This is a genomic window from Terrisporobacter hibernicus, from assembly GCF_020809405.1.
In the GTDB taxonomy this organism is placed as follows: Bacteria; Bacillota; Clostridia; order Peptostreptococcales; family Peptostreptococcaceae; genus Terrisporobacter; species Terrisporobacter petrolearius.
Genome location: NZ_CP081135.1, coordinates 89,175 through 103,798, shown reverse-complemented (window position 1 = coordinate 103,798; position 14,624 = coordinate 89,175). Strand labels below are relative to the sequence as shown.

At 27.4% G+C, this 14,624-nt stretch carries 18 protein-coding genes; 13 read left to right on the top strand and 5 right to left on the bottom strand.

Features of this window, described 5'->3' with window-relative positions; all coding sequences use genetic code 11:
- Positions 1-16 precede the first annotated feature (16 nt).
- Complete coding sequence (locus tag JW646_RS00505) at positions 17-916, bottom strand: cation diffusion facilitator family transporter (protein ID WP_148557650.1); 900 nt, start codon at positions 914-916, stop codon at positions 17-19.
- A gap of 260 nt (positions 917-1,176) precedes the next feature.
- Here JW646_RS00505 and JW646_RS00500 point away from each other — a divergent pair, with 260 nt between their 5' ends.
- On the top strand, positions 1,177-1,587 hold the full coding sequence (locus tag JW646_RS00500; protein ID WP_228416199.1) for a hypothetical protein: 411 nt from the start codon (positions 1,177-1,179) through the stop codon (positions 1,585-1,587).
- Between the two features lie 127 nt (positions 1,588-1,714).
- Entirely contained in the window at positions 1,715-3,085 is a 1,371-nt protein-coding gene (locus JW646_RS00495) for a cation:dicarboxylate symporter family transporter (protein ID WP_074917333.1), read from the top strand.
- Positions 3,086-3,141: 56 nt separating this feature from the next.
- Here JW646_RS00495 and JW646_RS00490 read toward each other — a convergent pair whose 3' ends face one another.
- Positions 3,142-3,960, bottom strand: a complete 819-nt coding sequence (locus tag JW646_RS00490) for a hypothetical protein (RefSeq protein ID WP_074917332.1) — start codon at positions 3,958-3,960, stop codon at positions 3,142-3,144.
- Positions 3,961-4,202: 242 nt separating this feature from the next.
- Here JW646_RS00490 and JW646_RS00485 point away from each other — a divergent pair, with 242 nt between their 5' ends.
- From JW646_RS00485 to JW646_RS00465, 5 genes are all read left to right on the top strand, one after another.
- Positions 4,203-4,415 carry a DUF3955 domain-containing protein gene (locus tag JW646_RS00485; protein ID WP_074917331.1) on the top strand — a complete coding sequence of 71 codons (213 nt, stop codon included), beginning with the start codon at positions 4,203-4,205 and terminating at the stop codon, positions 4,413-4,415.
- Between the two features lie 16 nt (positions 4,416-4,431).
- The gene (locus JW646_RS00480) at positions 4,432-4,917 is read left to right on the top strand and encodes a DUF2975 domain-containing protein (RefSeq protein WP_228416198.1); all 486 of its coding nucleotides are present in this window, start codon (positions 4,432-4,434) and stop codon (positions 4,915-4,917) included.
- Between the two features lie 12 nt (positions 4,918-4,929).
- Positions 4,930-5,154 (top strand): helix-turn-helix domain-containing protein, encoded by a 225-nt coding sequence (locus JW646_RS00475; RefSeq protein ID WP_074917329.1) that lies wholly within the window; start codon positions 4,930-4,932, stop codon positions 5,152-5,154.
- A 398-nt stretch (positions 5,155-5,552) separates the two neighbouring features.
- The gene (locus tag JW646_RS00470) at positions 5,553-5,918 is read left to right on the top strand and encodes a C-GCAxxG-C-C family (seleno)protein (protein WP_074917328.1); all 366 of its coding nucleotides are present in this window, start codon (positions 5,553-5,555) and stop codon (positions 5,916-5,918) included.
- 20 nt (positions 5,919-5,938) lie between these two features.
- Positions 5,939-6,271 (top strand): rhodanese-like domain-containing protein, encoded by a 333-nt coding sequence (locus tag JW646_RS00465; RefSeq protein ID WP_228416197.1) that lies wholly within the window; start codon positions 5,939-5,941, stop codon positions 6,269-6,271.
- Between the two features lie 46 nt (positions 6,272-6,317).
- Here JW646_RS00465 and JW646_RS00460 read toward each other — a convergent pair whose 3' ends face one another.
- Positions 6,318-6,914: a helix-turn-helix domain-containing protein gene (locus JW646_RS00460; protein ID WP_074917327.1), complete on the bottom strand. Its 597-nt coding sequence runs from the start codon at positions 6,912-6,914 to the stop codon at positions 6,318-6,320.
- A 439-nt stretch (positions 6,915-7,353) separates the two neighbouring features.
- On the opposite strand from JW646_RS00460, the gene JW646_RS00455 reads away from it, so the two are divergent.
- A complete protein-coding gene (locus JW646_RS00455) occupies positions 7,354-7,494 on the top strand; it encodes a hypothetical protein (RefSeq protein ID WP_207706354.1) in 141 nt (46 codons plus the stop codon).
- Between the two features lie 64 nt (positions 7,495-7,558).
- The gene (locus JW646_RS00450; protein ID WP_228416196.1) at positions 7,559-8,236 is read left to right on the top strand and encodes a TIGR00266 family protein; all 678 of its coding nucleotides are present in this window, start codon (positions 7,559-7,561) and stop codon (positions 8,234-8,236) included.
- A gap of 79 nt (positions 8,237-8,315) precedes the next feature.
- On the opposite strand, the gene JW646_RS00445 is transcribed toward JW646_RS00450, so the two are convergent.
- Positions 8,316-8,474, bottom strand: coding sequence for a TetR-like C-terminal domain-containing protein (locus JW646_RS00445; protein WP_228417357.1), 159 nt, complete (start codon positions 8,472-8,474; stop codon positions 8,316-8,318).
- 20 nt (positions 8,475-8,494) lie between these two features.
- On the opposite strand from JW646_RS00445, the gene JW646_RS00440 reads away from it, so the two are divergent.
- The gene (locus JW646_RS00440; protein WP_228416195.1) at positions 8,495-8,692 is read left to right on the top strand and encodes a hypothetical protein; all 198 of its coding nucleotides are present in this window, start codon (positions 8,495-8,497) and stop codon (positions 8,690-8,692) included.
- A gap of 67 nt (positions 8,693-8,759) precedes the next feature.
- On the top strand, positions 8,760-9,437 hold the full coding sequence (locus JW646_RS00435; protein WP_228416194.1) for a TIGR00266 family protein: 678 nt from the start codon (positions 8,760-8,762) through the stop codon (positions 9,435-9,437).
- A 79-nt stretch (positions 9,438-9,516) separates the two neighbouring features.
- Here JW646_RS00435 and JW646_RS00430 read toward each other — a convergent pair whose 3' ends face one another.
- On the bottom strand, positions 9,517-10,068 hold the full coding sequence (locus tag JW646_RS00430) for a TetR/AcrR family transcriptional regulator (protein WP_074917326.1): 552 nt from the start codon (positions 10,066-10,068) through the stop codon (positions 9,517-9,519).
- A gap of 273 nt (positions 10,069-10,341) precedes the next feature.
- On the opposite strand from JW646_RS00430, the gene JW646_RS00425 reads away from it, so the two are divergent.
- Together JW646_RS00425 and JW646_RS00420 are read left to right on the top strand one after the other, a co-directional pair.
- Positions 10,342-11,043 carry an ABC transporter ATP-binding protein gene (locus JW646_RS00425; protein WP_148557654.1) on the top strand — a complete coding sequence of 234 codons (702 nt, stop codon included), beginning with the start codon at positions 10,342-10,344 and terminating at the stop codon, positions 11,041-11,043.
- Positions 11,044-11,053: 10 nt separating this feature from the next.
- Entirely contained in the window at positions 11,054-14,461 is a 3,408-nt protein-coding gene (locus tag JW646_RS00420; protein WP_228416193.1) for an FtsX-like permease family protein, read from the top strand.
- Positions 14,462-14,624 lie beyond the last annotated feature (163 nt).

The following is a 14,624-nucleotide window of genomic DNA, read 5'->3' as shown; positions in this document are numbered from 1 at the left end:
AGCTGAGTTTTTTATATTAAATACAGCACTTATAATCGTCGCAATTTATACAAGGTTCAACATGAACAGTTATACCTTTCACAATTTGTAGTTCTTCTAAAATAGAAATTTCAAGTTTATTTGCAATTTCATGTCCCTGTAAAACTGTTAAATCTTTATTTACACAAATAGTTAGGTCCACATAAGCCATTGAACCGTGTTTTCTTGTTCTAAGTTCACCAATATTTAAAACACCATCTGTGTCATTTGCAATTGTAATGATTTGTGATTCATCATTCTCATTTATAGAATAATCCATTAACTCATTAATTGCATCTTTAAAAATATCTAATCCAACTTTTGCAACAAATAAACCAACAACTACTGTAGCAATAGGATCTAGAGCTTTGAATCCAAGTAAAGAACCACCAATACCTATGAATGCAGCTACAGAAGATAAAGCATCAGATCTATGATGCCATGCATCTGCTTTTAAAGATGGGGAATTTATTTTCTTAGCAACTTTTATAGTTATTTTGTATTGATATTCTTTAATTCCAATGGAAATTACAGAAATAATTAGTGGTAAAAATGTAGGCACCTGCACATCATTCAAGTGGATTAGTGAATTTATCCCATTTAAACTTATTTTTAGTGCAACACCTATAAGTAACATGGATAATAAAAAAGACACTAAAGTTTCTGCTTTTTCATGTCCATAATTGTGTTCTTTATCATTTGGTGTTTTTGCAATTTTATTGCCTATCAAAACTCCTATTGAACTAATTATATCTGATGCAGAGTGAAGGCCATCTGCAATCATAGCGTTTGATTTTCCTAGTATACCTCCTAAAACTTTAATAAATGTTAAAATAACATTCCATATAATGGATATTAATGTGACTTTTGTTGCTTCATCGTATCTACTATTACTCATATTAATCCCTCTCACTCAAATTTTCGTTCTCAATTAATAATATTATATTACTGTTAAAACATGATTATGTCAAGAAAAATTGTTGGATTGTGTTCTCAATTGAAAATGAAATTTGTTTTAACAATATAAATACAATTAATAGATACCCAAATAAGATTCTTTTAATAAGGTTTTTGTTAATGGGTAAAAGAGTTGTTAAAATCCATTATATATGTTAAAATTCTTTACACGAAAGATTAAAATTTCAAGGGAGAATAATAATGAAAGAGAAATTAATGAAATTTATGTATGTAAGATATGGGAATGATGAATTGAATCAATTTCTGTTCAAGTTAGTATTTATAAGTTTAATAATATCTTTATTAACTGGTAGAGCAAGTTTATTTGGCGAAATATTTTACATTCTGGCTTTAATTATGGTGATATTTATATACTTTAGGATGTTTTCTAAGAATTTTAATAAAAGGTATTCAGAAAGAACATTATATTTAAATTTTAATAATAAAGTGAAGTTATCTCTAGATAAACAAAAGAATATTAAAAAACAAAAGAAATCATATGCATTTTTTAAATGTCCTTCTTGTAAACAGAAGGTAAGAGTACCTAAGGGGAAAGGTAAGATTTCTATTCACTGCCCAAAGTGCAATGTAGATTTTATAAAGAAAAGTTAATTTTAAAAGAAGTACCTCAAAGTTTTTAAGAGATACTTCTTTTTTTTATAAAAAAGTATTGTGTTATCAAAATGATAATGGTATAATTAAAATTATCATTTTGATAATAAATATTTGGGAGGATAATATGAGTAATACATTTTTATCGCAATTTTTAATGATAACTAATATATACAGTGTATTAATGGTTGTTGTACTAGTAGGCTTATTCTTTATAATAAATAAAATAAGCAAGAAGTTTAAATTTACAAACTTAATGATAATTTCAATATTTTTGGGCTTAGGTCTTGGAATTTTAATTCAGGCATTGGCTCAGTTTCCGAAAGATCCTACATCTATTACATGGATAAATGAAGTAAGTACATGGTATGGATTATTTGGTAACGGCTTTATGGACTTATTGAAAATGATAGTAATACCTTTAGTTTTAGTTTCAATAATTAGAGTTATAATGAATATGAAAGAAGACAACTTAGGAAAACTAACATTTAGATCTGTGGCAATGTTTTTTGCAACAACAGCAATAGCAGCTATTATTGCTGTAATAGTGGCAAATATATTTGATTTAGGTGCTTCTGTACAAGTTGCTAATACTAGTGAAGAGCTTAGAGAGATAACATCATTGCCAGACACTATAAGAAATTTACTTCCATCCAATCCAATAAAGGCTATGGCTGATGGAAATACAGTGGCAGTAGTAATTTTCGCAGCTTTCATAGGTCTTGCAATAAGAAGACTTAGAAAAAAATACTTAGAAATAATAAAGCCTTTTATAGATATGGTGGAAGCTTTTTATAAAATTATAGTTTCAGTTGCTATAACAGTTATAAAACTTATGCCTTATGCTGTTGTACCATTGATGGCTAGTACCATAGCAAGTAGAGGAGTTAATTCACTTTTAGATGTGGTAGATTTCATCTTTGCCTTATATATAAGTGTGGCAATTATGTTTGTTGTTCATTTGATAATAATTACTCTAAGTGGAATGAATCCAATAACTTATATTAAAAACGCATCAAAAGCATTAATTTTAGCTTTCACGTCTCGTTCAAGTTTAGGTACGCTACCTGTTACGGTAGAAGCTTTAACGGAGAATATGAAAGTAGATTCAGGAACTGCTAGCTTTGTAACAAGCTTAGGTTCAAATATGGGTATGAATGGATGTGCAGGAGTATATCCAGCATTAGTTAGTGTATTGATTGCTAATATGGCTGGAGTAGATATGAACTTTACTTTCTACGTAATGTTAATAATAGTTATAACAATAAGTTCACTGGGTATTGCAGGAATACCAGGAACTGCAACTATGTCTGTATCTGTGGTAATTTCAGGGATGGGTATGGGAGCGTACTTCCCACTGGCTGGAGCAATAATAGCTATAGACCCAATTCTTGATATGGGAAGAACTATGCTAAATGTTAATGGGACAATGGCAACAGCTATAGCTATTGACAAGTCATTAAAATCTAATGAAAAAAAAGATACAAAAGTAGCTTAATTTAATAAAATAAAACAGCAACTATTTTAGATAATATAAAATAGTTGCTGTTTTTATTATAAAATATTATTTAAAGATTCTTTTAATGAAGAAATAAATGTATCTCTTAAAGTTGATGAAATATCTAATAAAGATAAATAAGGATTTAAATCTTCCATTTCTACAAGGAGTAAATTACCATGTTCATCTCTACAAGCATCAATTCTTTGAATTCCATGACTTAAATTGTTCCAGTTTAATAATATATTACAAAAATCAAAATCTTCGTTTGTAGGTGTATATTCTTCCATTTGCCATCTCTTTTCTTTATTTGGAGCATAAAGAGCATACTGGAATTTTCTATCTATATAATAAAAAGATACTTCATACTGAAAATCTATAAATGGTTGAATTAAAAAATCATAATTATTTGAGCTAATTTTTTTACAAATTTCTTTCTTGCTTAAAAATTCTAAACCTATAGAATCAGCACCATCTATTGGTTTTATTATATAATTATCTACATCTGGTAGTTTATGAAAGTCATTAATATTATTCACAGTCTTAATAACGGGCATATTATTGTTTGTAAGATCTATCAAATAATTTTTGCCGTTCATATCTCCATGACCATCAAAAGAATTATAAGTAAGTAAATTATTAGTTTTTACTTCATTCCTAAATATTTTATATTCTTCTTCAAAATTGGCAGCAGGGCCTGTATTTCTAAACAAAACTAAATCGAAATCTTCACTAAAGTGATTCATGTCTTTTGGATTACAAATAACTAATTTGAAATCTTCTCTAAGTGCAGAGGTAAGGAAAAGATCTTCTTCATAGTAATTTCTACCTTTTGCATTGTAATATAAGTCAGTTACAAATAGTATTTTCTTCATAGCGCCTCCATTTGATAATAAAGTATATTTGTTGTGAGAAATTATATAAATTATAGTTAAAAACTTATATTATATCAACTATTAGAGTATCATTTTATATTTAAGTTTAATGCATAGTTAATATTATTGAGATTATGATTTAAGTAACACAATAAAAATTTATTGAAAAACAATAAATTTTTATTGTGTTTTTATAAATAATGTATTAATATAATTATAGAAAATAAAAAGGAGAGAAAAAAATGAAAAAATATAAAATTACATTACTATGTTTATTAATGACTGCATTATGTGTAGTATCATTTAACTTAATAGGAAGCAAAGTTTTAGAAGATGGAACTTTACAGGAACCATTCTTTTTAATTCCAATAGCATATTTATTCTTATTTATTTCAATAATAAGTGCATTAGTAATTAAGATTAATGATGTGTATAAATTAAAAAAACATAACTAAAAGGAGACAATATAAAATGAAAAATAATTATTCTAAAATTTTAAATATTGTAGTTTCGGTGGGAATAATCTTAACACTAATTATGTTGGCAGGTTTGCCTTTTATTTTGGGTTCACTAAGTAAAACTGCATTCATAAATATTGAATCAAAATATATAACAGTAATGACTGTGGGTATTTACATCTGTGCAGCACCTTATGTAATTGCATTACTTAATTTGAAAAAATTATGTTCACATATAACAAGTAAAAATCCTTTTTGTGAGAGTATACCAAAGTTAATAAATAATATTGCTTACTGCTCATTTAGTGAGGTTATTCTTTTTAACTTAATCAATATGATTTTTTACTTTGTATTTAACATATATTTTTACGCACTTACTATTGTACCTTGTGTAATAGTTTCATTTTTATCACTTGCTATAGGAGTTTTTGCTCTTGTTTCATCTAAATTATTTGAAATGGCTATAGACATTAAGGATGAAAATGATAGAACTATTTAAGGAGGAAAGCAAATGGCTATAATTGTAAATTTAGATGTGATGATGGCAAAGAGAAAAATGAGCGCCACGGAGCTTTCTAAAAAACTTGGAATTACCATGGCTAACTTATCAATACTGAAAAATAATAAGGCAAGGGCAGTGAGATTTTCCACATTAAATGAAATATGTAAGGCACTTGATTGTCAACCTGGGGATATTTTAGAATATGTGGATGATGATGAGAATATAAATGAATAGAACATAAAGATGATAATAGCCAATTGTATTTAATTTATATTAATGGTAAATGATATATATTTAGGTGAAGTATTAATAATGACAATGTAAAATAAAAATAAATAAACGTAGTCAAGATAATATTAAGTATAACTATTATTATTTAAATGAAACAATATAGAAGTAAAAACAAAAAATAGGATGATAAAATTATAAGATTTGTTGGAAATGAAAAAAAATATATAGTAATAAACATATGGAAATTGGTGATGATAAAGATAAAATAATAAAACCATATTTTTCAGATTACACTATAATTATATAAAACAATATATTATTTGTGACAAAGTCACGGAAAAAAAGTAAAATAGTGATACAATGTAGATATAATTAAATTGAACTGAGAAGGAGACATTAAAATGACAAAACCATCAATTTACCATAGTCAAGGATATACTTGTGCAGAAGCACTAATAAAATCATATAACGAAGAATTTAAAACAGAGATACCTGTTGCTCTAGGAAGTGGAATGGGAACGGGGATAACAGTGGGCAGTCTATGTGGGGCAGTTAATGCAGCTGTTTTAGTAGCAGGTTATATAAAAGGAAGAGAAGATAGTTCTGATCCAAATGAAGCTAGAAAATATACAAAAGAAATAATGAAAAAAGTAAGAGAAGAATATAATACAGAAATTTGCGCTAATTTGAAGAAAAATAAAGTAAGTTGTAGCGAAATAATAGATTTTTCATATAATGCATTAAAAGAAGTTTTAAAAGATGCATAAAATATGGAGGATGAGACGTTGTGGGATTATTTAGAAAAAGAGGTTGCACTACTATAACTGGATCCCAATTTCAAAAGATGATAAGTAACAACAATATACTAATTTTAGATGTGAGAAGTTCAGGGGAGTATAAAAAAGGGCATATTCCAAATGCCAAAAATTTACCTGTTGATACACTTTCATCAAAATTATCAACATTAAATTCATATAAAGATAGTGAAATAGTTGTGTATTGTGCTTCTGGAGGAAGAAGTGCAAGAGCTTGTGATATTTTATCTAAAAATGGTTTTAATAAAGTTTACAACTTAAGTGGAGGAGTATCTTCTTATAAGGGTAAGCTAACTAAAAATTAAATATTAAAAAGACCATCTAGATTGATGGTCTTTTTAATATTTATAATTACTTCCCATTTACTAACAATCCGTGTTGAGTACAATATATATAAAATTTACCTCGTTCAAATTTCCCAATAAGTCTTGGGAATCTTACTGTTGAACTTTGCTCTGGATATAACTTTATTAATAGTACTCTGTCATAGGTAACATAAGCAGCAAATGATATATAATGCTCTTTAGACATTTCATGGTCAATAGTAATGTAATAGTCATTTTCCACTTCTTCTATATTTATTTTATGATTTTCATCTATTATACTGGGAATAGCAGCTTTTAGCTTTCTGCCACAACAAGATATTTCTCCTTCCCCAGTTGTGCTTATTATATTGCCACAGTTAGGGCAAACGTAAAATTTAATTCTTTTCATATTTCCTCCATCTACATCATTGGGATTTAAATCTCCTAATAATATTTTTTCTATATTAATATCAAATATTTTTGATAAATCTGTAAGTATTGATACATCAGGACAGCCTAGGCCTCGTTCCCATTTTGAAACAGTTTTATCACTGATGTTTAATAAGTCAGCCACTTGTTTTTGAGTCATGCTTTTTTCTTTTCTAAGTTTTAATATTAGACTTCCTACTTTTTCACAGTTCATATCTATCACCTCCACTTATATAAGAATAAACTGTAAGTTTAATATTTTCAATCAACTTTCCGTAGAGTTATTATATTATTTAATATATTCAACAAATTTCCATATAATAAAGGTGTAGTAAAAAAATTGTGTTATAGTTATGAATATAAGAAATAATTACTAATCTAGCAGAATTTTAGGGGTTATTAATTATCAATAATAAAAAAGCTTTAAATTGGATGTGTAAGTTAATAGATATTATTTATTTAGATTCCACAATTTATTTTATTTTTACAAATTAAATGAAAAAGATACTGTATACATTAGCTAGTTTAGCGGAACAATTATATTAGTTTATTTAAATAAGAAATTTGATAAGATTTTTGATGCAATGTTAATTATAACTTTAGTCATATTTATATTTATTTTTAGCATGGATGGTGCTAGACTTTGGGTATTTATGGAGTTTTTGATAGATATGTTTTTAGAAATGAACTGTCAGGCAGTAGGTCTAGTTGATACTATGATATATACATTTGATTGTTTAATTGGGACAATTATAATGATAACTTATTATGTTAAACAATTTCCAAAATCATAGGATATAAATATCTAAGAAAATGCAAGTAAATTAAAAATATATGTGAATGCTAGGAGGAATTTAAATGAATTATGTGATTCTAGGAAAAGTAGTACCGAGTGTTGAAGCAAGTTTATCAAGAGGCGAGTCCATGTTTACACAAAGTGGAGGTATGTTTTATCAAACTGAAGGAATAAAAATGGAGACAAATACAAATGGTGGTTTACTAAAAGGTATAGGAAGAATGTTTGCAGGTGAATCAATGTTTATGGCAACATATACTGCAATGCAAGATGCTAAAATATCTTTTGCCTCAACTGTACCAGGAAGTATAATACCTATAAATGTGAGTGAAAGAGGCTTTACTATACAAAAAGGAGCTTTCCTTGCGGCAGAGTCTTCAGTAGAGTTAAAAACTATTTTTAATAAAAAGATGGGAACAGGATTCTTTGGAGGTGAAGGATTTATACTACAAGAACTAAGAGGTAGAGGAACTGCATTTTTAGAAATAGACGGTGATGCTATAGAGATGAACTTAACACCAGGAGAAGTTATAAAAATAGATACAGGAAATTTAGTAGGATTTGAAGATAGTGTTAAATATGAAGTAGAATTTGTAAAAGGTCTTGGTCAAGTATTCTTTGGAGGTGAAGGTTTACTTTTAACTAAGCTTACAGGTCCAGGTAAGATAGTTCTTCAAACAATGAATATGAATGAGTTTGCTTTAAGGGTAGGATCATATATTCCAACAAGTTCAAATTAACAAAATAATAAATTTTATAATAATTGGGTGTATGTAAGGTATACCCAATTATTTATTATGGAAAAATTGAACTATAATGTTATGGATGAAAAGCAACAATATTGTTTATTATAGTTACTATTTCTTCTGGTGATTCATTTAAATCATTTTCTAACCATGTTTGAACAACAGAAAAAACTGCCCCCACATTATACTTTATAAAGTAATCTAAAAATACATCGTCAACTAAATAAAAAATTTGATAAGCTTTTTGATACTATGTTAATTATAACTTTAGTCATATTTATGTTTAACATGGGTAGTGCTAGACTTTGGGAAATTATAGAATTTTATGTAGATGAGTTTTTAGGAATGAACTGTCAAACAGGAGGTCTAGTTGATGCCATAATGGATACATTGGATTGTTTAATTGGGACAATTATAATGATATCTTATTATGTTAGACAATTGACTTAATCCTAGAAAATAATATATAATTAGAAAAATAAATTGTAAATATAAATGAAAGTTAGGGGAAATTTTAATGAATTATGTGATTGTAGGAAAAGTAGTACCAAGTGTTGAAGTAGGTTTATCAAGAGGCGAGTCTATGTTTACACAAAGTGGAGGTATGTTTTACCAAACTGAAGGAATAAAAATGGAAACAAATACAAAAGGTGGATTACTAAAAGGTATAGGAAGAATGTTTGCAGGTGAATCAATGTTTATGGCAACATATACTGCAATGCAAGATGCTAAAATATCTTTTGCCTCAACTGTACCAGGAAGTATAATACCTATAAATGTGAGTGAAGGTCGCTTTACTATACAAAAAGGAGCTTTCCTTGCGGCAGAGTCTTCAGTAGAGTTAAAAACTATTTTTAATAAAAAGATGGGAACAGGATTCTTTGGAGGTGAAGGATTTATACTACAAGAGCTAAGAGGTAGAGGAACTGCATTTTTAGAAATAGACGGTGATGCAATAGAAATGAATTTAGCTCCAGGAGAAGTTATAAAAATAGATACAGGAAATTTAGTAGGATTTGAAGATAGTGTTAAATATGAAGTAGAATTTGTAAAAGGTATTGGTAATGTATTATTTGGTGGTGAAGGTTTATTTTTAACTAAGCTTACAGGTCCAGGTAAGGTAGTTCTTCAAACAATGAATATGAATGAGTTTGCTTTAAGGGTAGGATCATATATTCCAACAAGTTCAAATTAACAAAATAATAAATTTTATAATAATTGGGTATATGCAAAGTATACCCAATTATTTATTATGGATAAATTGAACTGTAATGTTATGGATGAAAAGCAACAATATTGTTTATTATATTTACTATTTCTTCTGGTGATTCATTTAAATCATTTTCTAACCATGTTTGAACAACAGAAAAAACTCCCCCAACGTTATACTTTATAAAGTAATCTAAAAATACATCATCAACCTTGGAAGAACTTATAAGTTTGTCAATTTCGGCTTTTCTTGCCAGTAAAAAAATACGATCCATAAGATTATTTTCTATATGATGACAAAATAATATTTTACACAATTCTTTATTTTCTTTAATAAGTTTAAGAGCATTAAGCAGTAGAACATCTTTATAGTCTTCAAGTGGGGTTTCTTCTATATATTCTAAAATTTGATTAAAGAATTCATCTTCCATGGACTGTAATAAATCATAAGCATCTTTATAATGAGTGTAAAAAGTACCTCGGTTAATGTTAGCATTTTTACATATATCTGTAACTGTAACCTGGTGAATTTTTTTGCTTTCAAGTAAATTAAGTAAACTATCTTTAATTATTTTCTTGGTATATAAAATTCTTCTATTTCCTTTAATACCAGCCATATACATAATCCTTTCTTTAAGTAGGTTGCTACCGGAAGTTTAATTGCTCAACATAGGACTTAAAATGGCAGCTGATTTTTATAATTACAATTTTAAGTTACAAGTTATTAAATGAACAAAAAAAGTTTAAATGTCTATTTAATAACAATATGATAGCATGTGATTATTGTAAGTAGTTTATATATTATTTATACTTATGTATTATAGCATTAACCAAACAGAGTGTCTATTTAATAACAGTGAGCAGGTAAAACAAAATGATGGGGGGAAAAAATGTCATATATACAAATAGTAGATGAATATAAGCGTTACAAAATTGGAGAAAACACTGTTGTTGCAAATAATGGTATTAATTTTTCTATAGAAAAAGGAGAGTTTGTAATTATTTTAGGACCAAGTGGTGCTGGAAAAACAACTGTGTTGAATATTCTTGGAGGAATGGATACTTGTGATGAAGGAAACATAATTATTGATAATGTTGATATATCAAAGTTTAGTAATAAAGAGCTAATAAATTACAGAAGATATGATGTGGGATTTGTATTTCAGTTTTATAACTTAGTTCAAAATTTAACGGCGAGAGAAAACGTAGAGTTAGCAACTCAAATTTCAAAGAATGCTTTAGACGTAGATAAAACTTTAGAGATTGTTGGTCTTGGTCATAGAAAAGATAACTTTCCAAGTCAATTGTCAGGAGGCGAGCAGCAAAGGGTTTCAATAGCTAGGGCAATAGCCAAAAATCCAAAGCTACTTCTGTGTGACGAACCAACTGGAGCACTTGATTATAAAACAGGCAAACAAATTTTAAAAACTTTACAAGATACATGCAAAGAAATGGGAACAACTGTAATAGTTATAACTCACAACGCAGCACTTGCACCAATAGCTAATAGGGTCATCAATATTAAAGATGCAAAGGTTCAAAATGTACAAATAAATGAACATCCTGTTTCTGTGGAATCTATTGAATGGTAGAGGATGATAGATGAAAAATAGAGCATATAAAAAATCAATAAAAAGAGAGATACTATCATCAAAAGGAAGATTTATATCTATAATGGCAATAATTTTTCTAGGTGTTGCTTTTTATGCTGGAATAAAATCTTGTGGTCCAGATTTAAAAGAATCCATCAATGAATATTTTGCAAAACAAAATTTAATGGATAGTAAGATAGTATCTACTCTTGGACTTAAGGAAAATGATTTAAAACTACTAAAAAATAATGATAAAATTCTTGATTATTATGCAAGCCATAGTGTAGATGTGAATTTAAGTAATACAAATCATGTAGTTAAATTTATGGAGTATGATGAAAGTAGCTCTGAGAAGATGAACACACCAGTTGTTACAAAAGGAAGACTACCACAAAGAAGTGGTGAAATTGCCATAGATGTAAATGCATTGAAAATAGATAAAAACCTAAAAATAGGTGATAAATATGTTATAAAATCAGACAAGGATACAGAAAGTTATTTTAAAAAGAAAACTTTTAAAATTGTTGGATTTGTCCAAAGTCCCATGTATATAGATAATATGTCTAGAGGAACAACTACTGTAGGAAAGGGAAGCGTAGATTATTTTACACTTATAAATAGCTCTGATTTTTCTATGGATGCTTACAGTGAAATTTATGTGAAATTTAAAAATACAGAAAATTTTGGAGCTTATGATGATTTTTATAAAGATATGATGGAAGAAAACAATAAATATCTTAAAAATTTATACTCACATAGAGGGGTAGAAAGAATTGAAGAAATTAAGTCACAGGCGCAAGATAAATTTGATAAAGCATATAAAGAAATAGAAAAAAATGAAAATAAGCTTAAAAATGCTCAGAAAAAAATAGACAATGGTAAAATGCAACTTTTACATGGTAAAGCAGAATATGAAAAAGCTTTAGTAAAGTATCAAAAAGAAATAAAAGATAATGAAAAATTATTAAAACATAGTGAATCTGAATTAAAAAAAGGTCAAAGAGAACTTAATAAGAAAAAGGAAACTTTAACACAAGGAGAAGAACAACTTGAAAGTGGTAAGACTCAGTTAAATCAGTCAAAGCAAGTATTCTTAAATCAAGGGATTGACCCTACAAAAGATACAAAAGAATATGAAAATCAAATATCAGATTTGAATACTTTGATTTCTACATATGATGGACTATCTAAAGATATAAAAGAAAGTACAAAGAACTTAAATGAAAATAATGAAATTACAAGGGGAAAAATTCAATATTGGAAAATGATTATATCTAATCCTAATTTAGGATTAAACAAATTAAGTGATTTAGTAAATATATTAGAAAAAGACCCATCAAATATCTCTTTAGCACTAAGACTTTCACAAAGTATTGAAAGTGCGAGTAAAAGTGCAAGTGAAAATAAATCAAAGCTGGAAACGCTGCTTAGTGGAATAACTCAGTATCAAGCAGGCGTGAAAACATACAAAAAAGAAAAAGCTAAAATTACTGAAGGAAAGGCATTACTAAATCAAGCTCAAAGCAAACTAGATAAAGGAAAAGAAGATTTAGTAAAGGGTAAGAATTCACTTGAAGAAGGTAAAAAGCAAGGTGAAGAAAAACTTAACAAAGCACAAAAAGAAATTCTTAACTCTGAGAAAAAACTCCTTGATGGAGAAAAAGAAATAAAAGTAAATAAAGAAAAACTAGTAGAGGCTAGAGAGGAAATAGATAATCAAAGAGAAAAAATAAATAAGCTTGATGATAGTAAATATTATTTTTTTAATAGAAATGATAATCCAGGCTACTCCACATACAAAGGATCAATTGATAGCTTAGATAAAATAGCATCAGTATTTCCTGTATTTTTCTTCTTAGTAGCAGCGCTAATATGCTTAACTACTATGACAAGAATGGTAGAAGAAAATAGAATAGAAATAGGAACTTTAAAAGCACTAGGTTATAGAGATTTAGAAATAGCTAGAAAATATATAGTTTATGCTTCAATTGCCAGTATTGCAGGAGCAATAGTTGGTATATTAGTAGGAAGTAGCGTATTACCATTAATAGTTAATATAGCTTATTCATCTAGCTTCACTTTACCTAAAGTAATAATAAATTTCTATCCATCATATATAATTCAATCTTTAGTAGCATCATTACTTTGCACAGTGGGAGCATCATTTATTGTTCTAAAAGAAGAATTAAAAGATAATCCTTCTAATTTAATGAGAACAAAAGCACCGAAGCTAGGTAAAAAAATATTACTAGAGAGAATTACACCTATATGGAGAAGACTTAACTTTAATCAAAAGGTAACTTTTAGAAATCTTTTTAGATATAAACGAAGAATGTTTATGACAGTATTTGGAATATCAGGATGTATGGCCATGCTTGTGGCAGGTATATCTCTTGAAAAATCAAATTCATCTTTATCAGATTTACAATTTGGAAAACTAATAAAATACGATGCAATGGTTGTATTTGATGATAATAGTACAAAAAAAGAAAATGAAGAATATAATAAATCTTTAATTAATCTAGAAAATTATGAAGATGATTTAAATATTTATCAAGAATCAGTTACTTTTATTAAGGACAATATGAGCAAACAAAGTGCCATGATGTATGTACCTGAAAACACAGATAAATTAAATGGTTTTATCCTATTAAATGATAGATCTAGTGGTACAGAATATAAACTAAGTAATAATGGGGCTATTATAAATGAAAAATTAGCAAAACTTTTAAATGTGTCTATTGGAGATTATATAAAGTTAACAGATTCTAATAATAATGATCGCAAGATAAAAGTAGAGAATATAATAGAAAATTACACTGGTCATTATATTTATTTATCACCATCATATTACAAGAATATATTTAAAAAAAATGTGTCATATAATGCACAGTTATTAAAATTTAATTCTAAAACTTATGATGAAAATAAATTATCATCAACACTTATGGATAATAGTAAAGTTGTAAATGTTACTCTTGCATCTAAAATGAAAAGTATGAGCGAATCAGCAGATTTAGGATTAGTTATGATAGTTATAATAGTTGCTTCAGGAAGTTTAGCTTTTGTAGTATTATACAACTTAATAAATATAAATGTATCAGAGCGTATTAGAGAAATATCTACAATAAAAGTATTAGGTTTCTATGATAATGAAGTTGATATGTATATATTTAGAGAAAATATAATACTAACAATACTTGGTATACTTGCAGGTTCTGTTTTAGGAAAACTATTATATGTATTTTTAGTAAGCACAGCAGAAATGGATAATATGATGATGATACCAACGGTAGATATTAGTAGTTATATTATATCAGGAGTGATTACAATGTTTTTTGCTTTACTTGTTATGTTAATGATGCATAAAAAATTAAAAAATATAAACATGATCGATGCACTTAAATCTGTAGAATAGCAATAAAAATAAGGTAGGTACTTTCACCTGCCTTATTTTTATTGCTAAGTGTGGCATTTTAAAAAAAAGAGTATAAACTAATAGTATTAGACTTTGTTATTTGTATAGTATGTTTTGTGATTTTTAATATATTGATTAATTTATAAAAGAAATGTAGTTACCT

Bases quoted from the DNA above. Each gene is read 5' to 3' on its own strand.
- JW646_RS00505 (WP_148557650.1), bottom strand. From the start codon at position 916: ATGAGTAATAGTAGATACGATGAAGCAACAAAAGTCACATTAATATCC.
- JW646_RS00500 (WP_228416199.1), top strand. From the start codon at position 1,177: ATGAAAGAGAAATTAATGAAATTTATGTATGTAAGATATGGGAATGAT.
- JW646_RS00495 (WP_074917333.1), top strand. From the start codon at position 1,715: ATGAGTAATACATTTTTATCGCAATTTTTAATGATAACTAATATATAC.
- JW646_RS00490 (WP_074917332.1), bottom strand. From the start codon at position 3,960: ATGAAGAAAATACTATTTGTAACTGACTTATATTACAATGCAAAAGGT.
- JW646_RS00485 (WP_074917331.1), top strand. From the start codon at position 4,203: ATGAAAAAATATAAAATTACATTACTATGTTTATTAATGACTGCATTA.
- JW646_RS00480 (WP_228416198.1), top strand. From the start codon at position 4,432: ATGAAAAATAATTATTCTAAAATTTTAAATATTGTAGTTTCGGTGGGA.
- JW646_RS00475 (WP_074917329.1), top strand. From the start codon at position 4,930: ATGGCTATAATTGTAAATTTAGATGTGATGATGGCAAAGAGAAAAATG.
- JW646_RS00470 (WP_074917328.1), top strand. From the start codon at position 5,553: ATGACAAAACCATCAATTTACCATAGTCAAGGATATACTTGTGCAGAA.
- JW646_RS00460 (WP_074917327.1), bottom strand. From the start codon at position 6,914: ATGAACTGTGAAAAAGTAGGAAGTCTAATATTAAAACTTAGAAAAGAA.
- JW646_RS00455 (WP_207706354.1), top strand. From the start codon at position 7,354: ATGGAGTTTTTGATAGATATGTTTTTAGAAATGAACTGTCAGGCAGTA.
- JW646_RS00450 (WP_228416196.1), top strand. From the start codon at position 7,559: ATGAATTATGTGATTCTAGGAAAAGTAGTACCGAGTGTTGAAGCAAGT.
- JW646_RS00440 (WP_228416195.1), top strand. From the start codon at position 8,495: ATGTTAATTATAACTTTAGTCATATTTATGTTTAACATGGGTAGTGCT.
- JW646_RS00435 (WP_228416194.1), top strand. From the start codon at position 8,760: ATGAATTATGTGATTGTAGGAAAAGTAGTACCAAGTGTTGAAGTAGGT.
- JW646_RS00430 (WP_074917326.1), bottom strand. From the start codon at position 10,068: ATGGCTGGTATTAAAGGAAATAGAAGAATTTTATATACCAAGAAAATA.
- JW646_RS00425 (WP_148557654.1), top strand. From the start codon at position 10,342: ATGTCATATATACAAATAGTAGATGAATATAAGCGTTACAAAATTGGA.
- JW646_RS00420 (WP_228416193.1), top strand. From the start codon at position 11,054: ATGAAAAATAGAGCATATAAAAAATCAATAAAAAGAGAGATACTATCA.